We start from the raw sequence: 18,988 nt of genomic DNA, 5'->3' as shown, positions 1-18,988 counted from the left end.
AGCAGGCAGGCCGTCCGGACCGATCCCGCGGCACCCCCTAGACTCGGCCGGGCGTACGGCTCGCGTCCGGGGGAGATCAGGGTTGAGCAACATTCCGGAGACCGGCCGGACCCCTCGGGTCCAGAACCGGCTCGTCGTCATCCAGGTCGTCGTCTTCTCGCTGCTCCTCACGCTCGGCGGACGGCTCTGGTACCTGCAGATACGCAATGGCCAGGAGTACACGGACGAGGCCAAGAACAACCACGTCCAGCAGGTGATCCAGCCCGCCGTGCGCGGGTCGATCCTGGACGCGCGCGGGGTCCCGCTCGCCGACAACGCGACGCACCTGGTGGTCTCCGCCAGCCGCACCGAGCTGCTGACCATGAAGGACAAGGGCAGGTCCGTGCTGACCCGCCTCGCCGAGGTCCTGGGCATGGACGCCCAGGAGGTCATCGACAAGGTCCGCCTCTGCGACTCCAAGACCAAGCAGCCCTGCTGGAACGGCTCCCCGTACCAGCCGATCCCGGTCAGTGACGAGGCCACCACCGAGCAGGCCCTCCAGATCCGTGAGCACCCCGAGGACTTCCCGGGCATCACGGCCGAGGCGACGGCCCTGCGCCGCTACGCGGGCCCGGACCAGGCCAACACGTCCCAGGTGCTGGGCTACCTCTCGCCGGTCACCGACGAGGAGATCGTCAAGGCGAAGAAGTCCGACTCCCCGTACCTCCGGTCCGACCAGGTCGGCCGCTCCGGTCTGGAGCGCACGTACGACAAGGAGCTGCGCGGAAAGGCGGGCGTCACCCGCTACGAGGTCGACAACCTCGGCCGGATCCTCGGCCAGGGCGTGACCGACCCGGCGCAGCCCGGCTCCAACATCGTGACCTCGATCGACTCGCGCGTACAGGCGGTCGCCGAGCGCGAGCTGAACAACGCGATGGTCGACGCCCGCGGGACGTACGACAAGAACACCCGCAGGAACTACGAGGCCGACGCCGGCTCCGTCGTGGTGATGGAGGCCAAGACCGGCCGGATCGTCGCCATGGCCTCGAACCCGACCTACGACCCCAACGCCTGGGTGGGCGGCATCTCCGCGAAGGACTACGCGTCCCTCACCGACAAGGAGTCGAACTACCCCCTGCTGAACCGGGCGATCCAGGCCCAGGCGGCACCCGGCTCCATCTTCAAGGTGGTCACCTCGACGGCCGCGGTCAACGCCGGCTACCCCTTCAACCGGCGCTACCCCTGCCCCAGCGCCTACTCGGTCGGCAACCAGACCTTCACGAACTTCGAGTCGCAGGGCCACGGCGACATCACCATCGGCCGCGCCCTGGAAGTCTCCTGCGACACCGTCTACTACGCCATCGCCGACCAGGAGTGGAAGAAGGACGGCGGCATCAAGCCCAAGAAGGACCCGAGCGACTGGTTCTTCAAGACGGCCCACGAGTTCGGCCTGGGCAAGCGCACCGGCATCGACCTGCCGAACGAGGTGCCCGGCCGGATCCCCGACCGGAAGTGGAAGCAGGACTTCTTCGAGGCGAACAAGGACGCCTGGTGCCGGGACGGCAAGAAGAACGGCAGCTTCGCCGAGAAGATCGCCTACGAGAACTGCCGGCAGGGCAACCAGCTCCGCGAGGGTGACGCGATCAACTACTCGATCGGGCAGGGCGACACCCTCGTCACCCCGGTCCAGATGGCCTCCGTCTACGCGGCCATCGCCAACGGCGGCACGCTGCACCAGCCCAGCGTCGGCAAGGCGGTCGTCAGCGCCGACGGGCAGTCGGTGCGGGAGATCGCGCCGAAGGAGCAGGGCAGGCTGCCGATGGACGCCAAGACCCGCGACGACATCGACGGGGCCCTCGCCGGGGTGGCCACCAGCGGCAGCGCCGCCTGGCGCTTCGTCGGCTGGCCGCAGAAGCAGATCCCGATGCACGCCAAGACCGGTACCGCCGAGGTCCAGGGCAAGCAGACCACCTCGTGGTTCGCCTCGTACACGGAGGACTACGCCATCGTCATGACGATCTCCCAGGGCGGCACCGGATCCGGCGCCTCCGGGCCGGCGGTGCGCAAGATCTACGAGGCGATGTACGGGCTCGACCCGACGGGCAAGCAGGACCTGTCCAAGGCCCTGCTGCCGCAGCCCGCGACGGCTCTGCCCGCCATCCGGCAGGAGGGCGAGGGCCAGTGACCGGCTCCCCGGGAACGCGGGAGAGTTGAGGACAGAAGCTGACCGCAAGGCTCCGTAGCGTGGTTCTCGTCAGCAGGAGAAGAACCACCACGGAAAGAGGCGGTCGGCCATGGCTCAGGTTTCCACAGAGGTCCCCGGCGACGAGCGGGGCACGCTCCTGTCCTTCGTCGAGGCCCAGCGCACCGCGCTGCGCGAGACGGCGGAGGGGCTGACCGAGGAGCAGGCGGCGAGCCGCCCCACGGTCAGCGAGCTCTCCCTGTCCGGGCTGCTCAAGCACGTGGCCGAGTGCGAACTCGGCTGGCTGCGGATGGCGCAGCAGCGGCCGAACGAGAACCAGCGCGACGCGGAAACCTGGAAGGACTCCTTCCGGCTGGTCGAGGGGGAGTCGGTGCCGCAGGTCCTGGCCTTCTGGGACGGCGTCCGGCGGGAGACCGAGGCCTTCGTCGCGAGCGTCCCCAGCCTGGACGACACCTTCCCGCTGCCTCCGGCGCCCTGGTTCCCCGAGAACGGCAAGGTGTCGGTGCGCTGGATGCTCCTGCACCTGGTGGAGGAGTTCGCGCGGCACGCCGGGCACGCGGACGTCATCCGCGAGTCCCTGGACGGGACCAAGGCCATGGGGTGAGCGGGGGGCGCGCGGGGGATGAGTAGCCTGGCCCGATGTCAGCGATTCGGCTCCTCGTCCTCGGTGCGGTCCGCCAGCACGGCCGGGCGCACGGCTACCAGGTGCGCAACGACCTGGAGTACTGGGGCGCGCACGAGTGGTCCAACACCAAGCCCGGTTCGATCTACCACGCGCTGAAGCAGATGGCGAAGCAGGGCGTCCTGCTCGCGCACGAGGTGGCGCCGAGCGCGGCCGGCGGGCCGCCGCGCACCGAGTACGAGGTGACGGACGCGGGCCGCGAGGAGTACTTCCGGCTGCTGCGGGAGGCCCTCGCCGCCTACGACCAGAAGACGGACGTGCTGTCGGCGGCGATCGGCTTCATGGTCGACCTGCCCCGGGACGAGGTACTGGGGCTGCTGGGGGAGCGGCTGGCGAAGCTGGCGGGCTGGCGGTCGGCGGTGACCGACTACTACACGCCGGAGGGCGGGCCGGGCCAGCTCGGCCACATCGGCGAGATCATGCACATGTGGGTCCATTCCGCGGAAGCCGAGGCGGAGTGGACCCGGGGGCTGATCGCCCGGATCGAGGGGGGCGCATACTCCTTCGCGGGCGAGGGCGGCGAGCCGTTCGTCGGGGTGCTGGCGGACGGCCAGGAGAACCCCTTCGCGGAGCCGCGGGCTCCGCGGCAGGACAGCTAATCAAGTTTGACTAACCCGCAGGGCGGGCGTACCTTGGCCGATCCGGCTACTCAAATTTGACTAATGAGGGAGCGATCTTGGCGATCTTCGTCGAAGGAGTGCACAAGCGGTACGGGGGGAAGCGGGCCCTCGCCGGGCTGGACCTGGAGGTCCCGGCCGGGACGGTCCACGCCGTCCTCGGCCCCAACGGAGCCGGCAAGACCACGGCCGTCCGCGTGATGAGCACCCTGCTGCGGCACGACGAGGGCCTGGTCCGGGTGGCGGGGCACGACGTACGCAAGGACGCGGCGGCCGTCCGCGCCCGCATCGGGCTGCTCGGCCAGCACGCCGCCCTCGACGAGGGCCTGGACGGGCGGCAGAACCTGGAGATGTTCGGCCGGCTCCACCACCTGGGCGCGCGGCGGGCCGGGACGCGCGCGGACGAGCTGCTGGAGCGCTTCGGCCTCGCCGGAACCGGCCGCAAGCCGGTCAAGCAGTACAGCGGGGGCATGCGCCGGCGCCTCGACCTCGCGGCTTCCCTGATCACCGACCCGGAGGTGCTGTTCCTGGACGAGCCGACCACCGGGCTCGATCCGCGCGGCCGCGCCGAGGTGTGGGCCGCGGTCCGCTCCCTGGTCGGCGGCGGCACGACCGTCCTGCTGACCACCCAGTACCTGGAGGAGGCCGACGTGCTCGCCGACCGGATCGCGCTCGTCGACGCGGGCCGGGTGGCCGCCGAGGGCACGGCCGACGAACTGAAGGCCCGCGTCGGGGCCGACCGGATCGTCGTCGTCCTGCGGGACGCGGCGGACCTGGCCCGGGCGGCGGAGGCCGCACCTCACCCGGACCCGTCCGTCGACCGGGACGCGCTGACCCTCAGCTTCCCGGTCGAGGACCGGATGGCCGGCCTCACCCGGACCCTGCGGGCCCTGGAGGAGGCGGGCGTCGAAGCGGCCGACCTCTCGGTGCGCCGCCCCACGCTGGACGAGGTCTTCCTCCAGCTGACCGGAGCCGGCGACGGCGTGGCGGAGGTGGCCGCATGAGCGCGCCGGGGAGCACCCCGTGGAGCGCCCCGTGGGTCCTCGCGGACTCCTGGACGATGACCCGCCGCGAGCTCGCGCACTGGGCGCGGCAGCCGGTGCAGGTGCTGGTCGGGCTCGTCTTCCCCGTGATGATGCTGCTGATGTTCGGCTTCCTCGTCGGCGGCGGACGGGGGATCGACGGCGAGTACGTCGAGTTCCTGGTGCCCGGCATGTTCGCGCTGACCATGGCCTTCGGGCTGGAGGCGACGATGACGGCCGTCACCCAGGACCTCGGCAAGGGGGTCATCGACCGCTTCCGCGCCATGCCGATGTCCTCGTCCGCGGTGCTCGTGGGCCGCAGCGCGGCCGACATGCTGCAGTCGGCGCTCGGCCTGGCCGTCCTGGCGGGCGTCGGCCTGCTGCTCGGCTGGCGCTGGCACGGCTCGGCGGCCGCCGCGCTCACGGCCTTCGCGCTGCTCCTGCTGCTGCGCTTCGCGATGCTGTGGATCGGGATCTTCCTCGGCATGGTCGCGGGCCGGCCGGAGCTGGTGCAGGCGGTGCAGATCCTGGTGTGGCCGGTCGGATTCCTGTCCAACGCGTTCGCCAGCCCGGAGTCGATGCCGGGATGGCTGGGCGCGGTGGTGGAATGGAACCCGATGTCGGCGACGGCGACGGCGGTGCGCGACCTGTTCGGGAACCCGGCGGGCGCGGCGGCGGGGCAGGCGGGGTCCTGGGCCGCCGAGCACGCGGCGCTGCTCGCGGTGGGCTGGCCGCTCCTGCTGCTCGCGGTGTTCTTCCCGCTGGCCGTGGCCCGTTTCCGCGGACTCAGCCGGTAGGTCCGGGCGGCGGACTTGCACCTCACGCGGCGTGAGGTCCCACAGTGAAGGGCGTACCCAACCGATCGGAGGAGCGGGAAGCGATGGGCTACTCAGTGGGTCAGGTCGCCGGGTTCGCCGGAGTGACGGTGCGCACGCTGCACCACTACGACGAGGTCGGGCTGCTCTCCCCGAGCAGCCGCAGCGGGGCGGGACACCGGCGGTACGACGACGCCGACCTCGACCGGCTGCAGCGGATCCTGTTCTACCGGGAGCTCGGCTTCCCGCTCGACGAGGTCGCGGCCCTGCTGGACGATCCGGAATCGGACCCGAAGGAGCACCTGCGCCGGCAGCACGTCCTGCTGACCGACCGGATCGCCCGGCTCCAGCAGATGGCCAAGGCCGTTGAGCACGCCATGGAGGCGAAGAAGATGGGCATCAACCTCACGCCCGAGGAGAAGTTCGAGGTCTTCGGGGAGTTCGACCCCGACGAGCACGCGGAGGAAGCGGAGCGCCGCTGGGGGAACACCGACGCCTACCGGGAGTCGGCCCGCCGGACGGCCTCGTACACCAAGGAGGACTGGCAGCGGATCCAGGACCGGGCCGACGGCATCAACGGGCGGTTCGCCGCCCTCCTCGACTCCGGTGCGTCCGCGGAGTCGGAGCCGGCCATGGACCTCGCGGAGGAGCACCGGGACTGGATCAACGGCGCCTACTACTTCTGCACCTACGAGATCCACACCTGCCTCGGCGAGATGTACGTCGCGGACGAGCGGTTCACCGCGTACTACGAGGCCGTCCGTCCGGGTCTGGCCGTGTTCGTCCGGGACGCGATCGTGGCCAACGCGATCCGGAAGGCGTAGCCGCAGGGCCCTCGGGAGTACTCCGAACGGCCCCCGGACAGTCACCGCACGGCCCCCGCAGGTACCTGGAACCTGGCGGGGGCCGTGTGCGTTCATAATTGGAACCACCCGTCTTGCCCCGCACCCCCGCTGATTCCCCCCGATCCAGGAGAGCCCGGAACTCGTGTACACGCTTGCGCTCGGCCCTGAGTGGCTGTCCCCGGACTATCTGATCGGGCAGTTCGGTCTGATCGGAATCCTGATCATCGTCTTCGCCGAATCGGGACTGTTCGCGTTCCTGCCCGGCGACTCCCTGCTCTTCACGGCAGGCCTGTTCGTCGCGAGCGGCAACATCAGCCAGCCGCTGTGGCTGGTGTGCACCCTGATCGTGCTCGCGGCCGTCATCGGCGACCAGGTGGGCTACCTGATCGGCAAGTACTTCGGGCCGAAGCTCTTCAACCGGCCGAACTCCAGGCTGTTCAAGCGCGAGAACCTCGACGCCGCGCACGAGTTCATGGAGAAGCACGGCCCGAAGGCCATCGTCCTCGCCCGTTTCGTGCCGATCATCCGCACCTTCGCGCCGATGGTCGCGGGCGCGGGCGAGATGAAGTACCGCACCTTCCTGACCTTCAACATCATCGGCGGCGTCCTCTGGGGCGCCGGCGTCACCTGCCTCGGCTACAAGCTCGGCCAGTTCGAGGTCATCAAGACCAACATCGAGCCGATCTTCATCGGCATCGTGCTGATCTCGATCATCCCGGTGATCTTCGAGGTGCTGAAGGCCCGCAAGAACAAGGCGAAGGCCGCCGCGGCCGCCCCGGCCCAGCCGTACGGCGCCCCGGAGGACCCGCAGGCCCCCGGCCCGCGCGGCCGCCACGCCAAGCGCTGACCGCCCGTACGGGCGCTCGTACGACGCCCCGGGACCCCGACGGGTCCCGGGGCGTTCGTATGCCCGCAGGCGGCCGCCCAGCGGCGGTCAGAAGCCGCGGGTCCGCTTCGCCGCCCGGCGCTTCGCGGCGCTCTCCGCCCCCGGGATCCGCATGAACAGGCGGGAGGTCTCCGAACCGAGGTTGACCCCGACCGCGATGGCGAGGGCGATGGCCGCCGCGTTGGTCAGCGAGGCCAGCCCGGTGTCCAGTCGGTTCTCGGCGATCGACAGCAGCCCGAAGTACGTCGCGGAGCCCGGCAGCAGCGGCCCGATGGCCGCCGTCACGTACGGCAGGGCGGAGGCGAACCGGTAACGGGAGAAGAGCTGCCCGAAGAGGCCGACCAGACCGGCCGCGATGGCCGTGGACGGCACCGCCGGCAGCTCCGCGGCCCGCAGCGCCCCGAAGGTCACCCAGGCCACCCCGCCGTTCAGGGTCACGATCAGCACCGTGGAGCGCTCCTGCTGGAGCAGGATGGCGAAGGTGAACACCAGGACCATCGAGGCGACGATCTGGAGCACCGGCCGGGACGGGATCTGGAGCACCTCGTCCGCGTTCGGTTCGGCGCCGAACTGCAGGCCGACGTAGATCACCACGAGCACGCCCACGATGATTCCGATGAAGAGGTACATGACCTCCAGGAGCCGGGCCGAGGCGGTGATGTAGAAGCCGGTCAGGCCGTCCTGCACGGCCGCGACCAGGGCCCGCCCGGGCAGCAGCGCGAACAGCCCACCGGTGATCACGGCGGAGGCGCGGACGTCGATCTCGGCGATCTTCAGGGCCACCCCGATCGCGGCCGGGGGCATCGCCGCGACCACGAACTGGTAGAACTCCGGCAGCCCGCGCCCGGCGCAGTACCAGGCCAGCCGGTCGCCGAGGACGGCGCCGAGGACGGCGCAGAAGAACACCGTCACCCCACCGCCGACCAGCGTCGACGCGGCCCCGGCGAGCAGCCCGGCGGCGGCCGTGAGCACCCAGGAGGGGTACGGGTGGCGGTTGCGGCGGATCTCGGCGAGGCGGCGGTAGGCCTCCTCCAGGGAGACCTCCACCTCGTGCGCGCTGATGTCGTCCACCAGCCGGAAGACGGCCGCGAGCCGGGTGTAGTCCGTGCCGCGGCGGCGCACGGTGCGGTTCGCCGAGACGGGGTCGTCCACCAGGGAGGGCTGGTGGGTGATGGAGAGCAGGGTGAAGGTGACCGTGGGTTCGCAGCGGTCGAGCCCGTACGAGCGGGCGACGGCGAACATGGCCGCCTCGACGTCCTCGGCGCCCTCGCCGCCCGCCAGGAGCAGCTCGCCGATGCGCAGCGTGAGGTCGAGCACGCGCCCCACCGCGGGTCCGCTCTCGCCCTTCTGCACCGGCTCGGCCACCGGGCGGACGTCCACCGGCATGCGCAGCATGACGCGCATGCGGTCCTGCCAGGGCGATTCCTTCATCCGGGACACGGGGAGACCGCTCATCCCGGGGGTGTACGCCGGCGGGGAGTGCTGGGCGCTGTAGGTGGCCGGGGCGGCGAAGGCGGAGCCCTCGGGCTCCACGGGCACCGCGGCCATGCCGTCGGGGACGGCGAACTCCGAGGTCGGCTGGTCGTCCTCCGGGACCTCCGACGCGATGCCGGGCGGCGGTGTGAAGGCGCTGCGCGCCTCGTCCGACTTCGGCTTCCGGTCCTCGGAACCCGGTCCTTCGGCCTCCGCCACGCGTCCTCCTGTCCTGGCCAGCCCGGTCACAAGTATGCGGAATCGTTTCCTCCCCGGCGAAGCGGACGATCGTCCGCCGGTTCGGTACCGCACCGGCCCGTGTTCCTCCGCCGGGCCGCCCGTAATCTCCCGGCGCCCCTGCGGCGCCCCTGCGGCGTCCCTCCGGTCCCCCTTACGGCATTCCTGCGGCGCTGCTCCGGCGTCCCTCCGGCGTTCCTCCGGCACCTCTCCGGAACACGCCCGTCCGGCCCCGGACACGACGAACGGGCGGCACCCCCGGAAGGGTGCCGCCCGTCGTCATGTCAGCCGGTCGGCGCAAGGCGCCGACGGAACCTCACCGAGCGGAGCTCAGTGGTGGCCGCCCTGCGCCTCCAGGCGCTTGTACGAGGCCTCGATCTCGGCCTCGGCCTCGGTGCGGCCGACCCAGTTCGCGCCCTCGACGGACTTGCCCGGCTCCAGGTCCTTGTAGACCTCGAAGAAGTGCTGGATCTCCAGGCGGTCGAACTCGGAGACGTGGTGGATGTCGCGCAGGTGCTCGACACGCGGGTCCGAGGCCGGCACGCACAGCAGCTTGTCGTCGCCGCCCGCCTCGTCCGTCATGCGGAACATGCCGATCGCGCGGCACTTGATCAGGCAGCCGGGGAAGGTCGGCTCGTCCAGGATGACCAGCGCGTCCAGCGGGTCGCCGTCCTCGCCGAGGGTGTTCTCGACGAAGCCGTAGTCGGCCGGGTAGCTGGTCGAGGTGAAGAGGCGACGGTCCAGACGGATCCGGCCGGTCTCGTGGTCCACCTCGTACTTGTTCCGCGAACCCTTGGGGATCTCGATGGTGACGTCGAACTCCACGTCCTGCTCCTCCATGTCCAGCTTCATGCTTCGGGACTGCATTGAATTCAACTGCGTGCGCGTCCGGCCCGGCCCTGTCGGGTGGGGTGCCATGCTCGCGGCAAGACGCAGTGGTTAAGTGTCCCTCACGCATATGTGTGATCGCGAAAGGGGCTGGTCCGAGGTGCCATTGGTCAAGACGTGGCAGCTCATCGCGGGGTCGGCCGTCGCCGGCCTCGCCCTCTCGGCGGTGACGGTGGCAGCCGCCGGTCCGTGGGACTCCGGCCAGCGTAAGGCCGAGCGGGACAGGGCCGCCTCCTGGAGCCATACGGGTGGCGGAGATCACGTCGCCGGCGGCCTGCCGCGGCCCGCGCCCAGCGCCCCCGGAGTGCTGCCCGGCATCGCCCCGCGCACCGGAGCGCCCGACCAGCCGGCCGCCGCGGCCCCCGGCGGCTCCGCGGCGCTGGCCGGGGTCCTCGGGCCGCTGCTCGCCGACCGCGCGCTCGGTACCGTCCGCAGCGCCTCGGTGGTCGACACCGCGACCGGCCGGGTCCTCTACGAGTCCGGGCCGGGCGAGGCCATGACCCCGGCCTCCACCATCAAGATCGCCACGGCGGCGGCAGCGCTGGCCGCCCTCGGCCCCGAGCACCGGATCCGGACCACGGTGGTCCCCGGGGCCGGGCCCGGGCAGATCGTCCTGGTCGGCGGCGGCGACCCCTCGCTCACCGCGAAGAAGAAGAGCCCCGCCGGATCCGGCGGCAGCCTCGTCGCCCTCGCCGCCGACACCGCCCAGGCCCTCAAGGCCGCCGGCACCGACACCGTCACCCTCGGCTACGACGACTTCCTCTACACCGGCGCCGTCCGGCACCCGATCGGCCGCAACGACAACATCGCCCCCGTCACCGCCCTCACGGCCGACGAAGGACGCCCCGACGAATCCGTCTCCGGGCCCGTCGAGCGCAGCGACGACCCCTCGACGGACACCGCCGCCGCCTTCGCCGCCCTGCTCCGCGAACGCGGCATCAAGGTCACCGGCGACCCCGCCCGCACCAAGGCCGCCGCCGGGGCGCAGCCGCTGGCCGCCACCCACTCCACCCCGCTCGCGGGGCTCGTCGAGCGGATGCTGACCAACAGCGACAACGACATCGCCGAAGCCCTCGCCCGGCAGACCGCCCTCGCCGCCGGCGCCCCCGCCAGTTTCGAGGGCGCCGAGAAGGCCGTCTCCGACGAGCTCGCCGCCCTCGGCCTCGACGTCACCGGCTCCCGCTTCGCCGACGGCAGCGGCCTGAACCGCGCCGACAAGGTCAGCACCCGGCTCCTGACCGGGCTCCTCGCCAAGGCCGCCGACCCCCGCCACCCCGAGCTGCGGCCCGTCCTCACCGGCCTGCCCGTCGCCGGATTCACCGGGACCCTGCGCGCCCGCAACGCCGGCACCTCCCCCGCCGCGGGCCTGCTCCGGGCCAAGACGGGCACCCTGACCGGCGTGAACTCCCTCGCCGGCACCGCCGTCGACCCGTCCGGACGGCTCCTCGCCTTCGCGTTCCTCACCGCCAACAGCACCGACGGTCCCGCCGCCGAGAAGGGCCTCGACAAGCTGGCCGCCGCGGTGGCCACCACACCGTAGGGGGTCCGCTCCGGCGCAGGTCCACGTACGGTTTACGCATGACGAGCATCGGTGGTGCGGAGATGGTCGACTGGAACCTCGCGGTGGCGACCGCGACCCGGCTCGTGCGGCCGGGTCCGGAAGTCAGCCGCGACGAGGCCCGGGCCGTGGTGGCGGAACTGCGGCGGCACGCGCGGACCTCGGAACAGCACGTGCGCGACTTCAGCCGGATGATGGCCGCCCTGCCCGACGGGGGGGCCTCCGTCCCCGACACGCCCGTCCTCGTCGTCGACCGGGCCGGATGGGTCAAGGCCAACGTGGCCGGGTTCCGCGAACTCCTCGGCCCGCTCCTCGGCAAGATGCAGGAGCGCCGCGGCACCGGCGCCGGCGGCGCCGTCCTCGGCGCGGTCGGCGGCAAGGTCACCGGCGTCGAGCTGGGCATGCTGCTCAGCTTCCTGGCCTCCCGCGTCCTCGGCCAGTACGAGACCTTCGCACCGGGCGGCCTCGACCTGCCCGGCTCCGCCGCGACCGGCGGCAGGCTGCTCCTCGTCGCCCCCAACATCGTGCACGTCGAGCGCGAGCTGGGGGTCAACCCGCACGACTTCCGGCTGTGGGTCTGCCTGCACGAGGAGACGCACCGTACCCAGTTCACGGCCGTCCCGTGGCTGCGCGCCCACCTGGAGGGCGAAATCCAGACGTTCCTCGGCGCCACCGAAATGGACCCCTCCACCGTCCTGGAACGCCTCCGCGAGGCCGTCCAGTCCTTCGCCGGGGCCCGCCCGGAAGCCGAGGACGGCGACGAGGGCCGCTCGCTCGTCGAGCTCGTCCAGACCCCCGAACAGCGCGAGGTGCTGAGCCGCCTCACCGCCGTCATGTCCCTCCTGGAGGGCCACGCCGACTTCGTCATGGACGGCGTCGGACCCGAGGTCGTCCCCTCCGTCGCCGAGATCCGCGAGAAGTTCCAGCAGCGCAGGGCCAGCGGCGCGGGCCGCCTCGACGCCGCCCTGCGCAAGCTCCTCGGCCTCGACGCCAAGCTCCGCCAGTACCGCGACGGCGAGCGCTTCGTGCGCGCCGTCGTCGGCCAGGTCGGCATGGACGGCTTCAACCGAGTCTGGACCTCACCGAACACGCTGCCGACCAAAGCGGAGATCGCCAAGCCCGCGGACTGGGTGGCCCGGGTGCACGGCAGGGGGAGCGAAGGGAGCGAAGGAAGGTGACGCAGGGGGCGTAAACATGTCTCACTGGGGGAAGCAGCGTCACCCGTCCGAGGGACCGTGGGCCGTGCAAGGGCGTGCGATGCTCGGGGAACGGCTCGGTTCTGTCACCATCGACGCACTCTGAGTGACAACCCGCTCCTTCCGGGGGCTCCTCCGCGGGATCCCGCGGACACCGGACAGCGAACCGGGCAGCACCGAACAGCGCCGAACAGCACCCCCTCGCACCACCCCAACGCCTCCGAGCATCCGAACTCCACGAAGGGCACCGGACATGGGTCCCCATCCTGCGGTCGCGGCGATACGCCTGGCGGTCCGCCGCGTACTCCACGACGTCCTCACCGACCTCACCGACCACCCCCGGACCCCGACCCGGGGAACCCCCCGCACCCCGGACGGCGCCTCGCCACTCGTCCTCGTCGCCTGCTCCGGCGGCGCCGACTCCATGGCACTCGCCTCCGCCCTCGCCTTCGAAGCCCCCAAGCTCGGCATCCGGGCCGGCGGCATCACCGTCGACCACGGCCTCCAGGCCGGCTCCGACCTGCGCGCCGCCGAGGTCGTCACCCGCATGACCGCACTCCGCCTCGACCCGGTGGAGTCCGTCGCCGTGCGCGTCGGCCGCGACGGCGGACCCGAAGCCGCCGCCCGCGACGCCCGCTACTCCGCCCTCGACGAGGCCGCGGACCGGCTGGGAGCCGCCGCCGTCCTGCTCGGCCACACGCGTGACGACCAGGCGGAAACCGTCCTGCTCGGCCTCGCCCGCGGCTCCGGCATCCGCTCCCTCTCGGGCATGGCGGAGGTCTCCGGAGGACCCGGCCGCACCAAGCGCTACCGCCGCCCCTTCCTCCAGATCGACCGGCAGACCGCCCGCAAGGCCTGCATGGTCCAGTCCCTCCCCGTCTGGGACGACCCGCACAACATCGACCCCGCCTACACCCGCTCCCGGCTGCGCCACGAGGGACTGCCCGCCCTGGAGAAGGCGCTCGGCAAGGGAGTCGTCGAGGCGCTCGCCCGCACCGCGCAGCTCTCCCGGGACGACGCGGACGCCCTGGACGCCTGGGCCGCCGACGCGGAGGCCGGCGTACGCGACGACGACGGACGCCTGGAGTGCGCCAAGCTGTACGCCCTGCCCCCGGCCGTACGGCGCCGCGTGCTGCGCAGGGCCGTGGTCGCGGCCGGATCCCCCTCGGGTTCCCTGTTCGCCCGCCACATCGAGGAAGTGGACCGCCTCATCACCGGCTGGCGCGGTCAGGGCGCCATCAACCTGCCCGGCCGCGTCGAGGCCCAGCGGCAGGGTGGCAGACTTGTCATCCGGCAGGGCTGATTGGTGCTGAAACACGGCTGAGTCCTCCGGGGACACCCCCCGGAGCCCCGGCCGACAACGAAAGTGATGCGGGTGGACGAGAAGGACATGGGCAGCGACCTCCAGTCGGTGCTCATCACCAAGGAAGAGATCGACGCGAAGCTGGCCGAGCTGGCCGCGAAGATCGACGCGGAGTACGCGGGCAAGGACCTGCTCATCGTCGGCGTGCTCAAGGGCGCGGTGATGGTGATGGCGGACCTGGCGCGCGCCTTGTCCACCCCGCTCACCATGGACTGGATGGCGGTGTCCTCCTACGGCGCCGGGACCCAGTCCTCCGGCGTGGTGCGGATCCTCAAGGACCTGGACACCGACATCAAGGACAAGCACGTCCTGATCGTCGAGGACATCATCGACTCCGGTCTGACGCTGTCCTGGCTGCTGTCGAACCTGGGCTCGCGCCAGCCGGCCTCCCTGGAGGTCGTCACGCTGCTGCGCAAGCCCGACGCCGCGAAGGTCGCGATCGACGTGAAGTGGGTCGGCTTCGACATCCCGAACGAGTTCGTCGTGGGCTACGGCCTCGACTACGCGGAGAAGTACCGCAACCTGCCGTTCGTCGGCACGCTCGCCCCGCACGTCTACGGCGGCTGACACCCCCCTGGCCGCGCCACCCGCGCAGCCGCCACCGAGGAACCGCGCCCCCGGCCAAGACCGCGGGGGAACCTGGGGAACCTCGGGGCGATTCCCGCCGTTGGAGCAGGGGAAGGCGGGTCTGTCAGCCGTCCCACGGGGCCGCGGGTGACAATACAGGGGTACATTCCGAAGAACAGTCTTTACTCACAGCAGCATTTACCTACGGGCAGGAGGGACGGGGTGCCTAGCGCCCCGTATGGATGGACGTGAAGCGATACTTCCGTGGGCCGGTCATGTGGATCGTGCTGGCCGTCCTCGCCGTGGTCGTGTTGATGAACGTCGTCGGCTCCGGCGGCGGCTACAAGTCGGTGGAGACCAGCGAGGTCATCAAGGCGATCAACAGTGGCCAGGTGGAGAGCGCCAAGCTGACCACCGGCGACAGCCAGATGATCAAGATCGAGCTCAAGAAGGACCAGAAGCTCGGCAACAACGACGGCACCAAGTTCCAGGCCAACTACATCGGGGATCAGGGCGTACAGCTCGCCCAGAACCTCCAGACCAAGTACGAAGCCGGTCAGATCCCGGACGGATACTCCGTCACCCCGGACAAGACCAGCCCGTTCCTGAGCGTGCTGCTCTCGCTCCTGCCCTTCGTCCTCATCGTCGTGGTCTTCCTGTTCCTGATGAACCAGATGCAGGGCGGCGGCTCCCGGGTCATGAACTTCGGGAAGTCCAAGGCCAAGCTCATCACCAAGGACACCCCGAAGACGACGTTCGCCGACGTCGCGGGATCGGACGAGGCCGTCGAGGAACTCCACGAGATCAAGGAGTTCCTCCAGGAGCCGGCGAAGTTCCAGGCCGTCGGCGCCAAGATCCCCAAGGGCGTGCTGCTCTACGGCCCGCCCGGCACCGGCAAGACCCTGCTCGCGCGCGCCGTCGCGGGCGAGGCCGGCGTTCCCTTCTACTCGATCTCCGGATCCGACTTCGTCGAGATGTTCGTCGGTGTCGGTGCCTCGCGTGTCCGCGACCTGTTCGAGCAGGCCAAGGCCAACGCGCCGGCGATCGTCTTCGTCGACGAGATCGACGCCGTCGGCCGGCACCGCGGTGCGGGTCTCGGCGGCGGTCACGACGAGCGCGAGCAGACCCTCAACCAGCTGCTGGTCGAGATGGACGGTTTCGACGTCAAGGGCGGGGTCATCCTGATCGCCGCCACGAACCGTCCTGACATCCTCGACCCGGCGCTGCTGCGCCCGGGCCGCTTCGACCGGCAGATCGCGGTCGACCGCCCGGACATGCAGGGCCGTCTGGAGATCCTCAAGGTCCACCAGAAGGGCAAGCCGGTCGCCCCGGACGTCGACCTGGGCGCGGTTGCCCGGCGCACGCCCGGCTTCACCGGTGCCGATCTCTCCAACGTCCTGAACGAGGCCGCGCTGCTCACGGCCCGCTCGGACAAGAAGCTGATCGACAACCACGCGCTCGACGAGGCCATCGACCGCGTCGTGGCGGGCCCGCAGAAGCGGACCCGGATCATGTCGGACAAGGAAAAGAAGATCACCGCGTACCACGAGGGTGGACACGCCCTGGTCGCGGCGGCCTCCCCGAACTCCGACCCGGTCCACAAGATCACGATCCTGTCCCGCGGCCGGGCCCTGGGTTACACCATGGTCCTGCCCGACGAGGACAAGTACTCGACCACGCGCAACGAGATGCTCGACCAGCTGGCGTACATGCTGGGCGGGCGCGCGGCCGAGGAGCTGGTCTTCCACGACCCGACGACGGGCGCGGCGAACGACATCGAGAAGGCCACCGCCACGGCGCGGGCCATGGTCACGCAGTACGGCATGACCGAGCGTCTCGGTGCGATCAAGTTCGGCGGCGACAACACCGAGCCGTTCCTGGGCCGCGAGATGTCGCACCCGCGGGACTACTCGGAAGAGGTCGCGGCGCTGGTCGACGAAGAGGTCAAGAAGCTCATCGAGACCGCGCACAACGAGGCCTGGGAGATTCTGGTCGAGAACCGGGACGTCCTGGACAACCTCGTGCTCGCGCTGCTGGAGAAGGAGACGCTGAACAAGGAGCAGATCGCCGAGATCTTCTCCACGATCGTGAAGCGTCCGGCCCGTCCCGCGTGGACCGGCTCCTCCCGCCGCACCCCCTCCACCCGTCCGCCGGTGCTCTCTCCCAAGGAGCTCCAGCTGACGAACGCCGCCAACGGCGCCTCGGCGCCCTCGTCGGCCGTGTCGGTGGAGAAGGCCCCGGAGCCCTCCCCGGAGGAGCGTCCGGAGGCCTGATCAGGCCCGGAATGGATGCCGCGCCCCCCAGGTTCTAGCCTGGGGGGCGCGGCACTTTTCATGTGGCCGTGTGTACGGACCAGGAACGAGGATGAGATGACCGACCCAGTGACCCTGACCGGTGGCGAGGGCACGATCGGCGAGTTCGACGAGAAGCGCGCCGAGGCGGCCGTCCGAGAGCTCCTGATCGCGGTCGGCGAGGATCCCGACCGCGAGGGCCTGCTGGAGACGCCGGCGCGCGTGGCGCGGGCGTACAAGGAGATATTCGCCGGTCTCTACCAGAAGCCCGAAGAGGTCCTGACGACGACGTTCGACCTGGGCCACGACGAGATGGTCCTGGTCAAGGACATCGAGGTCATGTCGAACTGTGAGCACCACCTGGTGCCCTTCCACGGTGTCGCGCACGTCGGCTACATCCCGTCCTCCGACGGCAAGATCACCGGCCTGTCGAAGCTGGCCCGGCTCGTGGACGTCTTCGCCCGCCGGCCGCAGGTCCAGGAGCGGCTGACCACCCAGATAGCGGACTCCCTGATGGAGATACTGGACCCGCGCGGGGTCATCGTGGTCATCGAGTGCGAGCACATGTGCATGACCATGCGCGGCGTCCGCAAGCCCGGCGCGAAGACCATCACCTCGGCGGTTCGCGGCCAGCTCCGCGATCCGGCGACCCGCAACGAGGCCATGTCCCTGATCATCGCGCGCTGATCCGGTCCGGGAGCGGCCGAGCCGTCCCCCCGAGGGCCCGGGTACCTCGGCCGGGGCCCGCGGCCTCCCCGGGGCGCCTCAGGCCGTGGCCGGGGCCTTGCCCGGGTCGTCGTCCTCGGGGAGCTTCAGGACGTGCTCCAGGAAGAGGGCGGCGGCGATGACGGCGGCGCCCGCGAGGACGGAGCCGCCCGCGTACCAGGCCTGGTCGCGGCGGGCGGGCACGTCGAGGGCGTCGGTGAGCAGGAAGACGCCGACCCCGCCGTACATGCCGGCGACGAGCGCCGCGACGAGGGCGCTGGCCTGCCCGAAGACCACGGCGCGGGCCGCCATCAGCGGCTCGACGCCCTTGGCCCCCGGACGCCGCTCGCGCTGGGCCTTCAGCCGGCTCCGCATCGACAGGGCGGTGGCGAACAGCACGGCCGCGATGACGGCCAGCACGATCGGGGCGGCCAGCGGGACGCCCGGCAGGGTCCCGTAGGCGTTCCACAGCCGGGCACCCGCCCAGGACAGGACCCCGGCGATCAGGAAGATGCCCGCCAGGACCGCCGGCCTCAGTTGCTTCACTTGCCCGTTCCCCACTTTCAGCCAGTAGCAGTGAACAGGCTAACGACTACTCGGGGAGGCGGAGTTCCAGGTCCGGGCGTGCCGTGACGCCGGCCAGGCCGATTCCGGCCAGCAGGGCGGCGACGGGGCCGATGCCGGGGACCTGGGCCTCGGGGTCGATGTCGTGCCAGGGGGCGAGGACGAAGGCCCGCTGGTGGGCGCGGGGGTGCGGGAGGGTGAGGACGGGGTCGTCGGAGACCACGTCGGCGTAGGAGACGATGTCGACGTCGATGGTGCGGGGCCCCCAGCGCTCCTCGCGGACGCGGTCGAAGGCCTCCTCGATGGCGTGGCCGCGCTCCAGGAGCGACGACGGCGGCAGGGTGGTCTTCACCGCGATGACCGCGTTGAAGTACGAGGGCTGCGAGCCGGGCTCGACGCCCCACGGCTCGGTCTCGTAGACGGGGGAGACGGCCTTGACCCGCAGGCCCGGGGTGTCGCCGAGGGCGTCGATGGCGCCCTGGAGGGTCTCCAGCCGGTTGCCGAGGTTCGCGCCGAGCGCGACGACGGCCCATTTGGGGTTGGACAGCGTGACGTCCGCCGCGTCGACCGCCTCGACGACGGAGGCGGGCACCGGCTGGACGGTGGGGTCGCTCTGTGCGTTCAGTCCGTTGTTCATGCGCGGCTCCGGGTGATCGTGATGGTCACGTCGTCGAAGGGGACGGTGATGGGCGCGTCCGGCTTGTGGACGACGACCTCCACCTGTGCCACCGCTTCGTGCTTGAGGCACTGCTGGGCGATCCGCTCGGCGAGCGTCTCGATCAGGTCCACGGGCTCGCCCTGGACCACGTCGACGACTTCCTCGGCGACCACTCCGTAGTGCACGGTCTTGGCCAGGTCGTCGTCGGCCGCCGCGGGGCGGGTGTCGATGTGCAGCACGAGGTCGACGATGAAGGTCTGGCCCTCTTCGCGCTCCCGGGGGAAGACGCCGTGGTGCCCGCGAGCCTTGAGGCCGCGCAGCGCGACACGATCCACGCGAATCACTCCTGCTTTCGTAGGTGCTTCCGGCCCCCGGGACACCCGGGGCCATGGGCCTACGCCGAGTGCGGTCGGCGTCGTCCGCCTTCGAATTTACCTGC

At 71.2% G+C, this 18,988-nt stretch carries 18 protein-coding genes; 13 read left to right on the top strand and 5 right to left on the bottom strand.

Features of this window, described 5'->3' with window-relative positions; genetic code table 11:
* Window positions 1-82 precede the first annotated feature (82 nt).
* The 7 genes from mrdA (at window position 83) to ABZZ17_RS02970 (ending at window position 7,010) form a co-directional block, all read left to right on the top strand.
* Window positions 83-2,164: a penicillin-binding protein 2 gene (gene mrdA / locus ABZZ17_RS03000; protein ID WP_356871307.1), complete on the top strand. Its 2,082-nt coding sequence runs from the start codon at window positions 83-85 to the stop codon at window positions 2,162-2,164.
* Between the two features lie 109 nt (window positions 2,165-2,273).
* Entirely contained in the window at window positions 2,274-2,786 is a 513-nt protein-coding gene (locus ABZZ17_RS02995; RefSeq protein WP_356871305.1) for a DinB family protein, read from the top strand.
* 35 nt (window positions 2,787-2,821) lie between these two features.
* Window positions 2,822-3,463, top strand: a complete 642-nt coding sequence (locus ABZZ17_RS02990) for a PadR family transcriptional regulator (protein ID WP_356871303.1) — start codon at window positions 2,822-2,824, stop codon at window positions 3,461-3,463.
* A gap of 77 nt (window positions 3,464-3,540) precedes the next feature.
* Window positions 3,541-4,485 carry an ATP-binding cassette domain-containing protein gene (locus tag ABZZ17_RS02985; protein WP_356871301.1) on the top strand — a complete coding sequence of 315 codons (945 nt, stop codon included), beginning with the start codon at window positions 3,541-3,543 and terminating at the stop codon, window positions 4,483-4,485.
* Window positions 4,482-5,300, top strand: a complete 819-nt coding sequence (locus tag ABZZ17_RS02980) for an ABC transporter permease (protein ID WP_356871299.1) — start codon at window positions 4,482-4,484, stop codon at window positions 5,298-5,300. Before ABZZ17_RS02985 ends, ABZZ17_RS02980 begins: the two co-directional genes overlap by 4 nt.
* An 83-nt stretch (window positions 5,301-5,383) precedes the next feature.
* Window positions 5,384-6,142: a MerR family transcriptional regulator gene (locus tag ABZZ17_RS02975; RefSeq protein WP_356871297.1), complete on the top strand. Its 759-nt coding sequence runs from the start codon at window positions 5,384-5,386 to the stop codon at window positions 6,140-6,142.
* A 163-nt stretch (window positions 6,143-6,305) separates the two neighbouring features.
* The gene (locus ABZZ17_RS02970) at window positions 6,306-7,010 is read left to right on the top strand and encodes a VTT domain-containing protein (RefSeq protein WP_356871295.1); all 705 of its coding nucleotides are present in this window, start codon (window positions 6,306-6,308) and stop codon (window positions 7,008-7,010) included.
* 87 nt (window positions 7,011-7,097) lie between these two features.
* Here the strand turns inward: ABZZ17_RS02970 and ABZZ17_RS02965 are convergent, their stop codons facing one another.
* Window positions 7,098-8,741, bottom strand: coding sequence for a threonine/serine exporter family protein (locus tag ABZZ17_RS02965; RefSeq protein WP_356871293.1), 1,644 nt, complete (start codon window positions 8,739-8,741; stop codon window positions 7,098-7,100).
* A gap of 348 nt (window positions 8,742-9,089) precedes the next feature.
* Window positions 9,090-9,584 (bottom strand): inorganic diphosphatase, encoded by a 495-nt coding sequence (locus ABZZ17_RS02960; RefSeq protein ID WP_008742522.1) that lies wholly within the window; start codon window positions 9,582-9,584, stop codon window positions 9,090-9,092.
* Between the two features lie 163 nt (window positions 9,585-9,747).
* On the opposite strand from ABZZ17_RS02960, the gene dacB reads away from it, so the two are divergent.
* From dacB to folE, 6 genes are all read left to right on the top strand, one after another.
* A complete protein-coding gene (dacB, locus tag ABZZ17_RS02955; protein ID WP_356871292.1) occupies window positions 9,748-11,187 on the top strand; it encodes a D-alanyl-D-alanine carboxypeptidase/D-alanyl-D-alanine-endopeptidase in 1,440 nt (479 codons plus the stop codon).
* 38 nt (window positions 11,188-11,225) lie between these two features.
* On the top strand, window positions 11,226-12,383 hold the full coding sequence (locus ABZZ17_RS02950) for a zinc-dependent metalloprotease (RefSeq protein WP_356871290.1): 1,158 nt from the start codon (window positions 11,226-11,228) through the stop codon (window positions 12,381-12,383).
* A gap of 271 nt (window positions 12,384-12,654) precedes the next feature.
* Window positions 12,655-13,704: a tRNA lysidine(34) synthetase TilS gene (gene tilS, locus ABZZ17_RS02945; protein WP_356871288.1), complete on the top strand. Its 1,050-nt coding sequence runs from the start codon at window positions 12,655-12,657 to the stop codon at window positions 13,702-13,704.
* A 66-nt stretch (window positions 13,705-13,770) separates the two neighbouring features.
* Window positions 13,771-14,331 carry a hypoxanthine phosphoribosyltransferase gene (hpt, locus tag ABZZ17_RS02940; RefSeq protein WP_030158549.1) on the top strand — a complete coding sequence of 187 codons (561 nt, stop codon included), beginning with the start codon at window positions 13,771-13,773 and terminating at the stop codon, window positions 14,329-14,331.
* 242 nt (window positions 14,332-14,573) lie between these two features.
* A complete protein-coding gene (gene ftsH / locus ABZZ17_RS02935) occupies window positions 14,574-16,604 on the top strand; it encodes an ATP-dependent zinc metalloprotease FtsH (protein WP_356871285.1) in 2,031 nt (676 codons plus the stop codon).
* 96 nt (window positions 16,605-16,700) lie between these two features.
* The gene (gene folE / locus ABZZ17_RS02930) at window positions 16,701-17,309 is read left to right on the top strand and encodes a GTP cyclohydrolase I FolE (RefSeq protein WP_356871283.1); all 609 of its coding nucleotides are present in this window, start codon (window positions 16,701-16,703) and stop codon (window positions 17,307-17,309) included.
* A 78-nt stretch (window positions 17,310-17,387) separates the two neighbouring features.
* Here the strand turns inward: folE and ABZZ17_RS02925 are convergent, their stop codons facing one another.
* The 3 genes from ABZZ17_RS02925 to folB are packed head-to-tail and all read right to left on the bottom strand — an operon-like array spanning window position 17,388 to window position 18,884.
* The gene (locus ABZZ17_RS02925) at window positions 17,388-17,873 is read right to left on the bottom strand and encodes a DUF3180 domain-containing protein (RefSeq protein ID WP_356871281.1); all 486 of its coding nucleotides are present in this window, start codon (window positions 17,871-17,873) and stop codon (window positions 17,388-17,390) included.
* Between the two features lie 46 nt (window positions 17,874-17,919).
* On the bottom strand, window positions 17,920-18,528 hold the full coding sequence (folK, locus tag ABZZ17_RS02920; RefSeq protein WP_356871279.1) for a 2-amino-4-hydroxy-6-hydroxymethyldihydropteridine diphosphokinase: 609 nt from the start codon (window positions 18,526-18,528) through the stop codon (window positions 17,920-17,922).
* Window positions 18,525-18,884 (bottom strand): dihydroneopterin aldolase, encoded by a 360-nt coding sequence (gene folB / locus ABZZ17_RS02915; RefSeq protein WP_150209025.1) that lies wholly within the window; start codon window positions 18,882-18,884, stop codon window positions 18,525-18,527. The genes folK and folB overlap by 4 nt, the downstream gene beginning before the upstream one ends.
* Window positions 18,885-18,988: the final 104 nt, after the last annotated feature.

The sequence above is a fragment of the Streptomyces sp. NPDC006512 genome (assembly GCF_040611935.1).
Taxonomy (GTDB): Bacteria; Actinomycetota; Actinomycetes; order Streptomycetales; family Streptomycetaceae; genus Streptomyces.
This window is presented reverse-complemented; position numbering and strand designations above follow the sequence as displayed.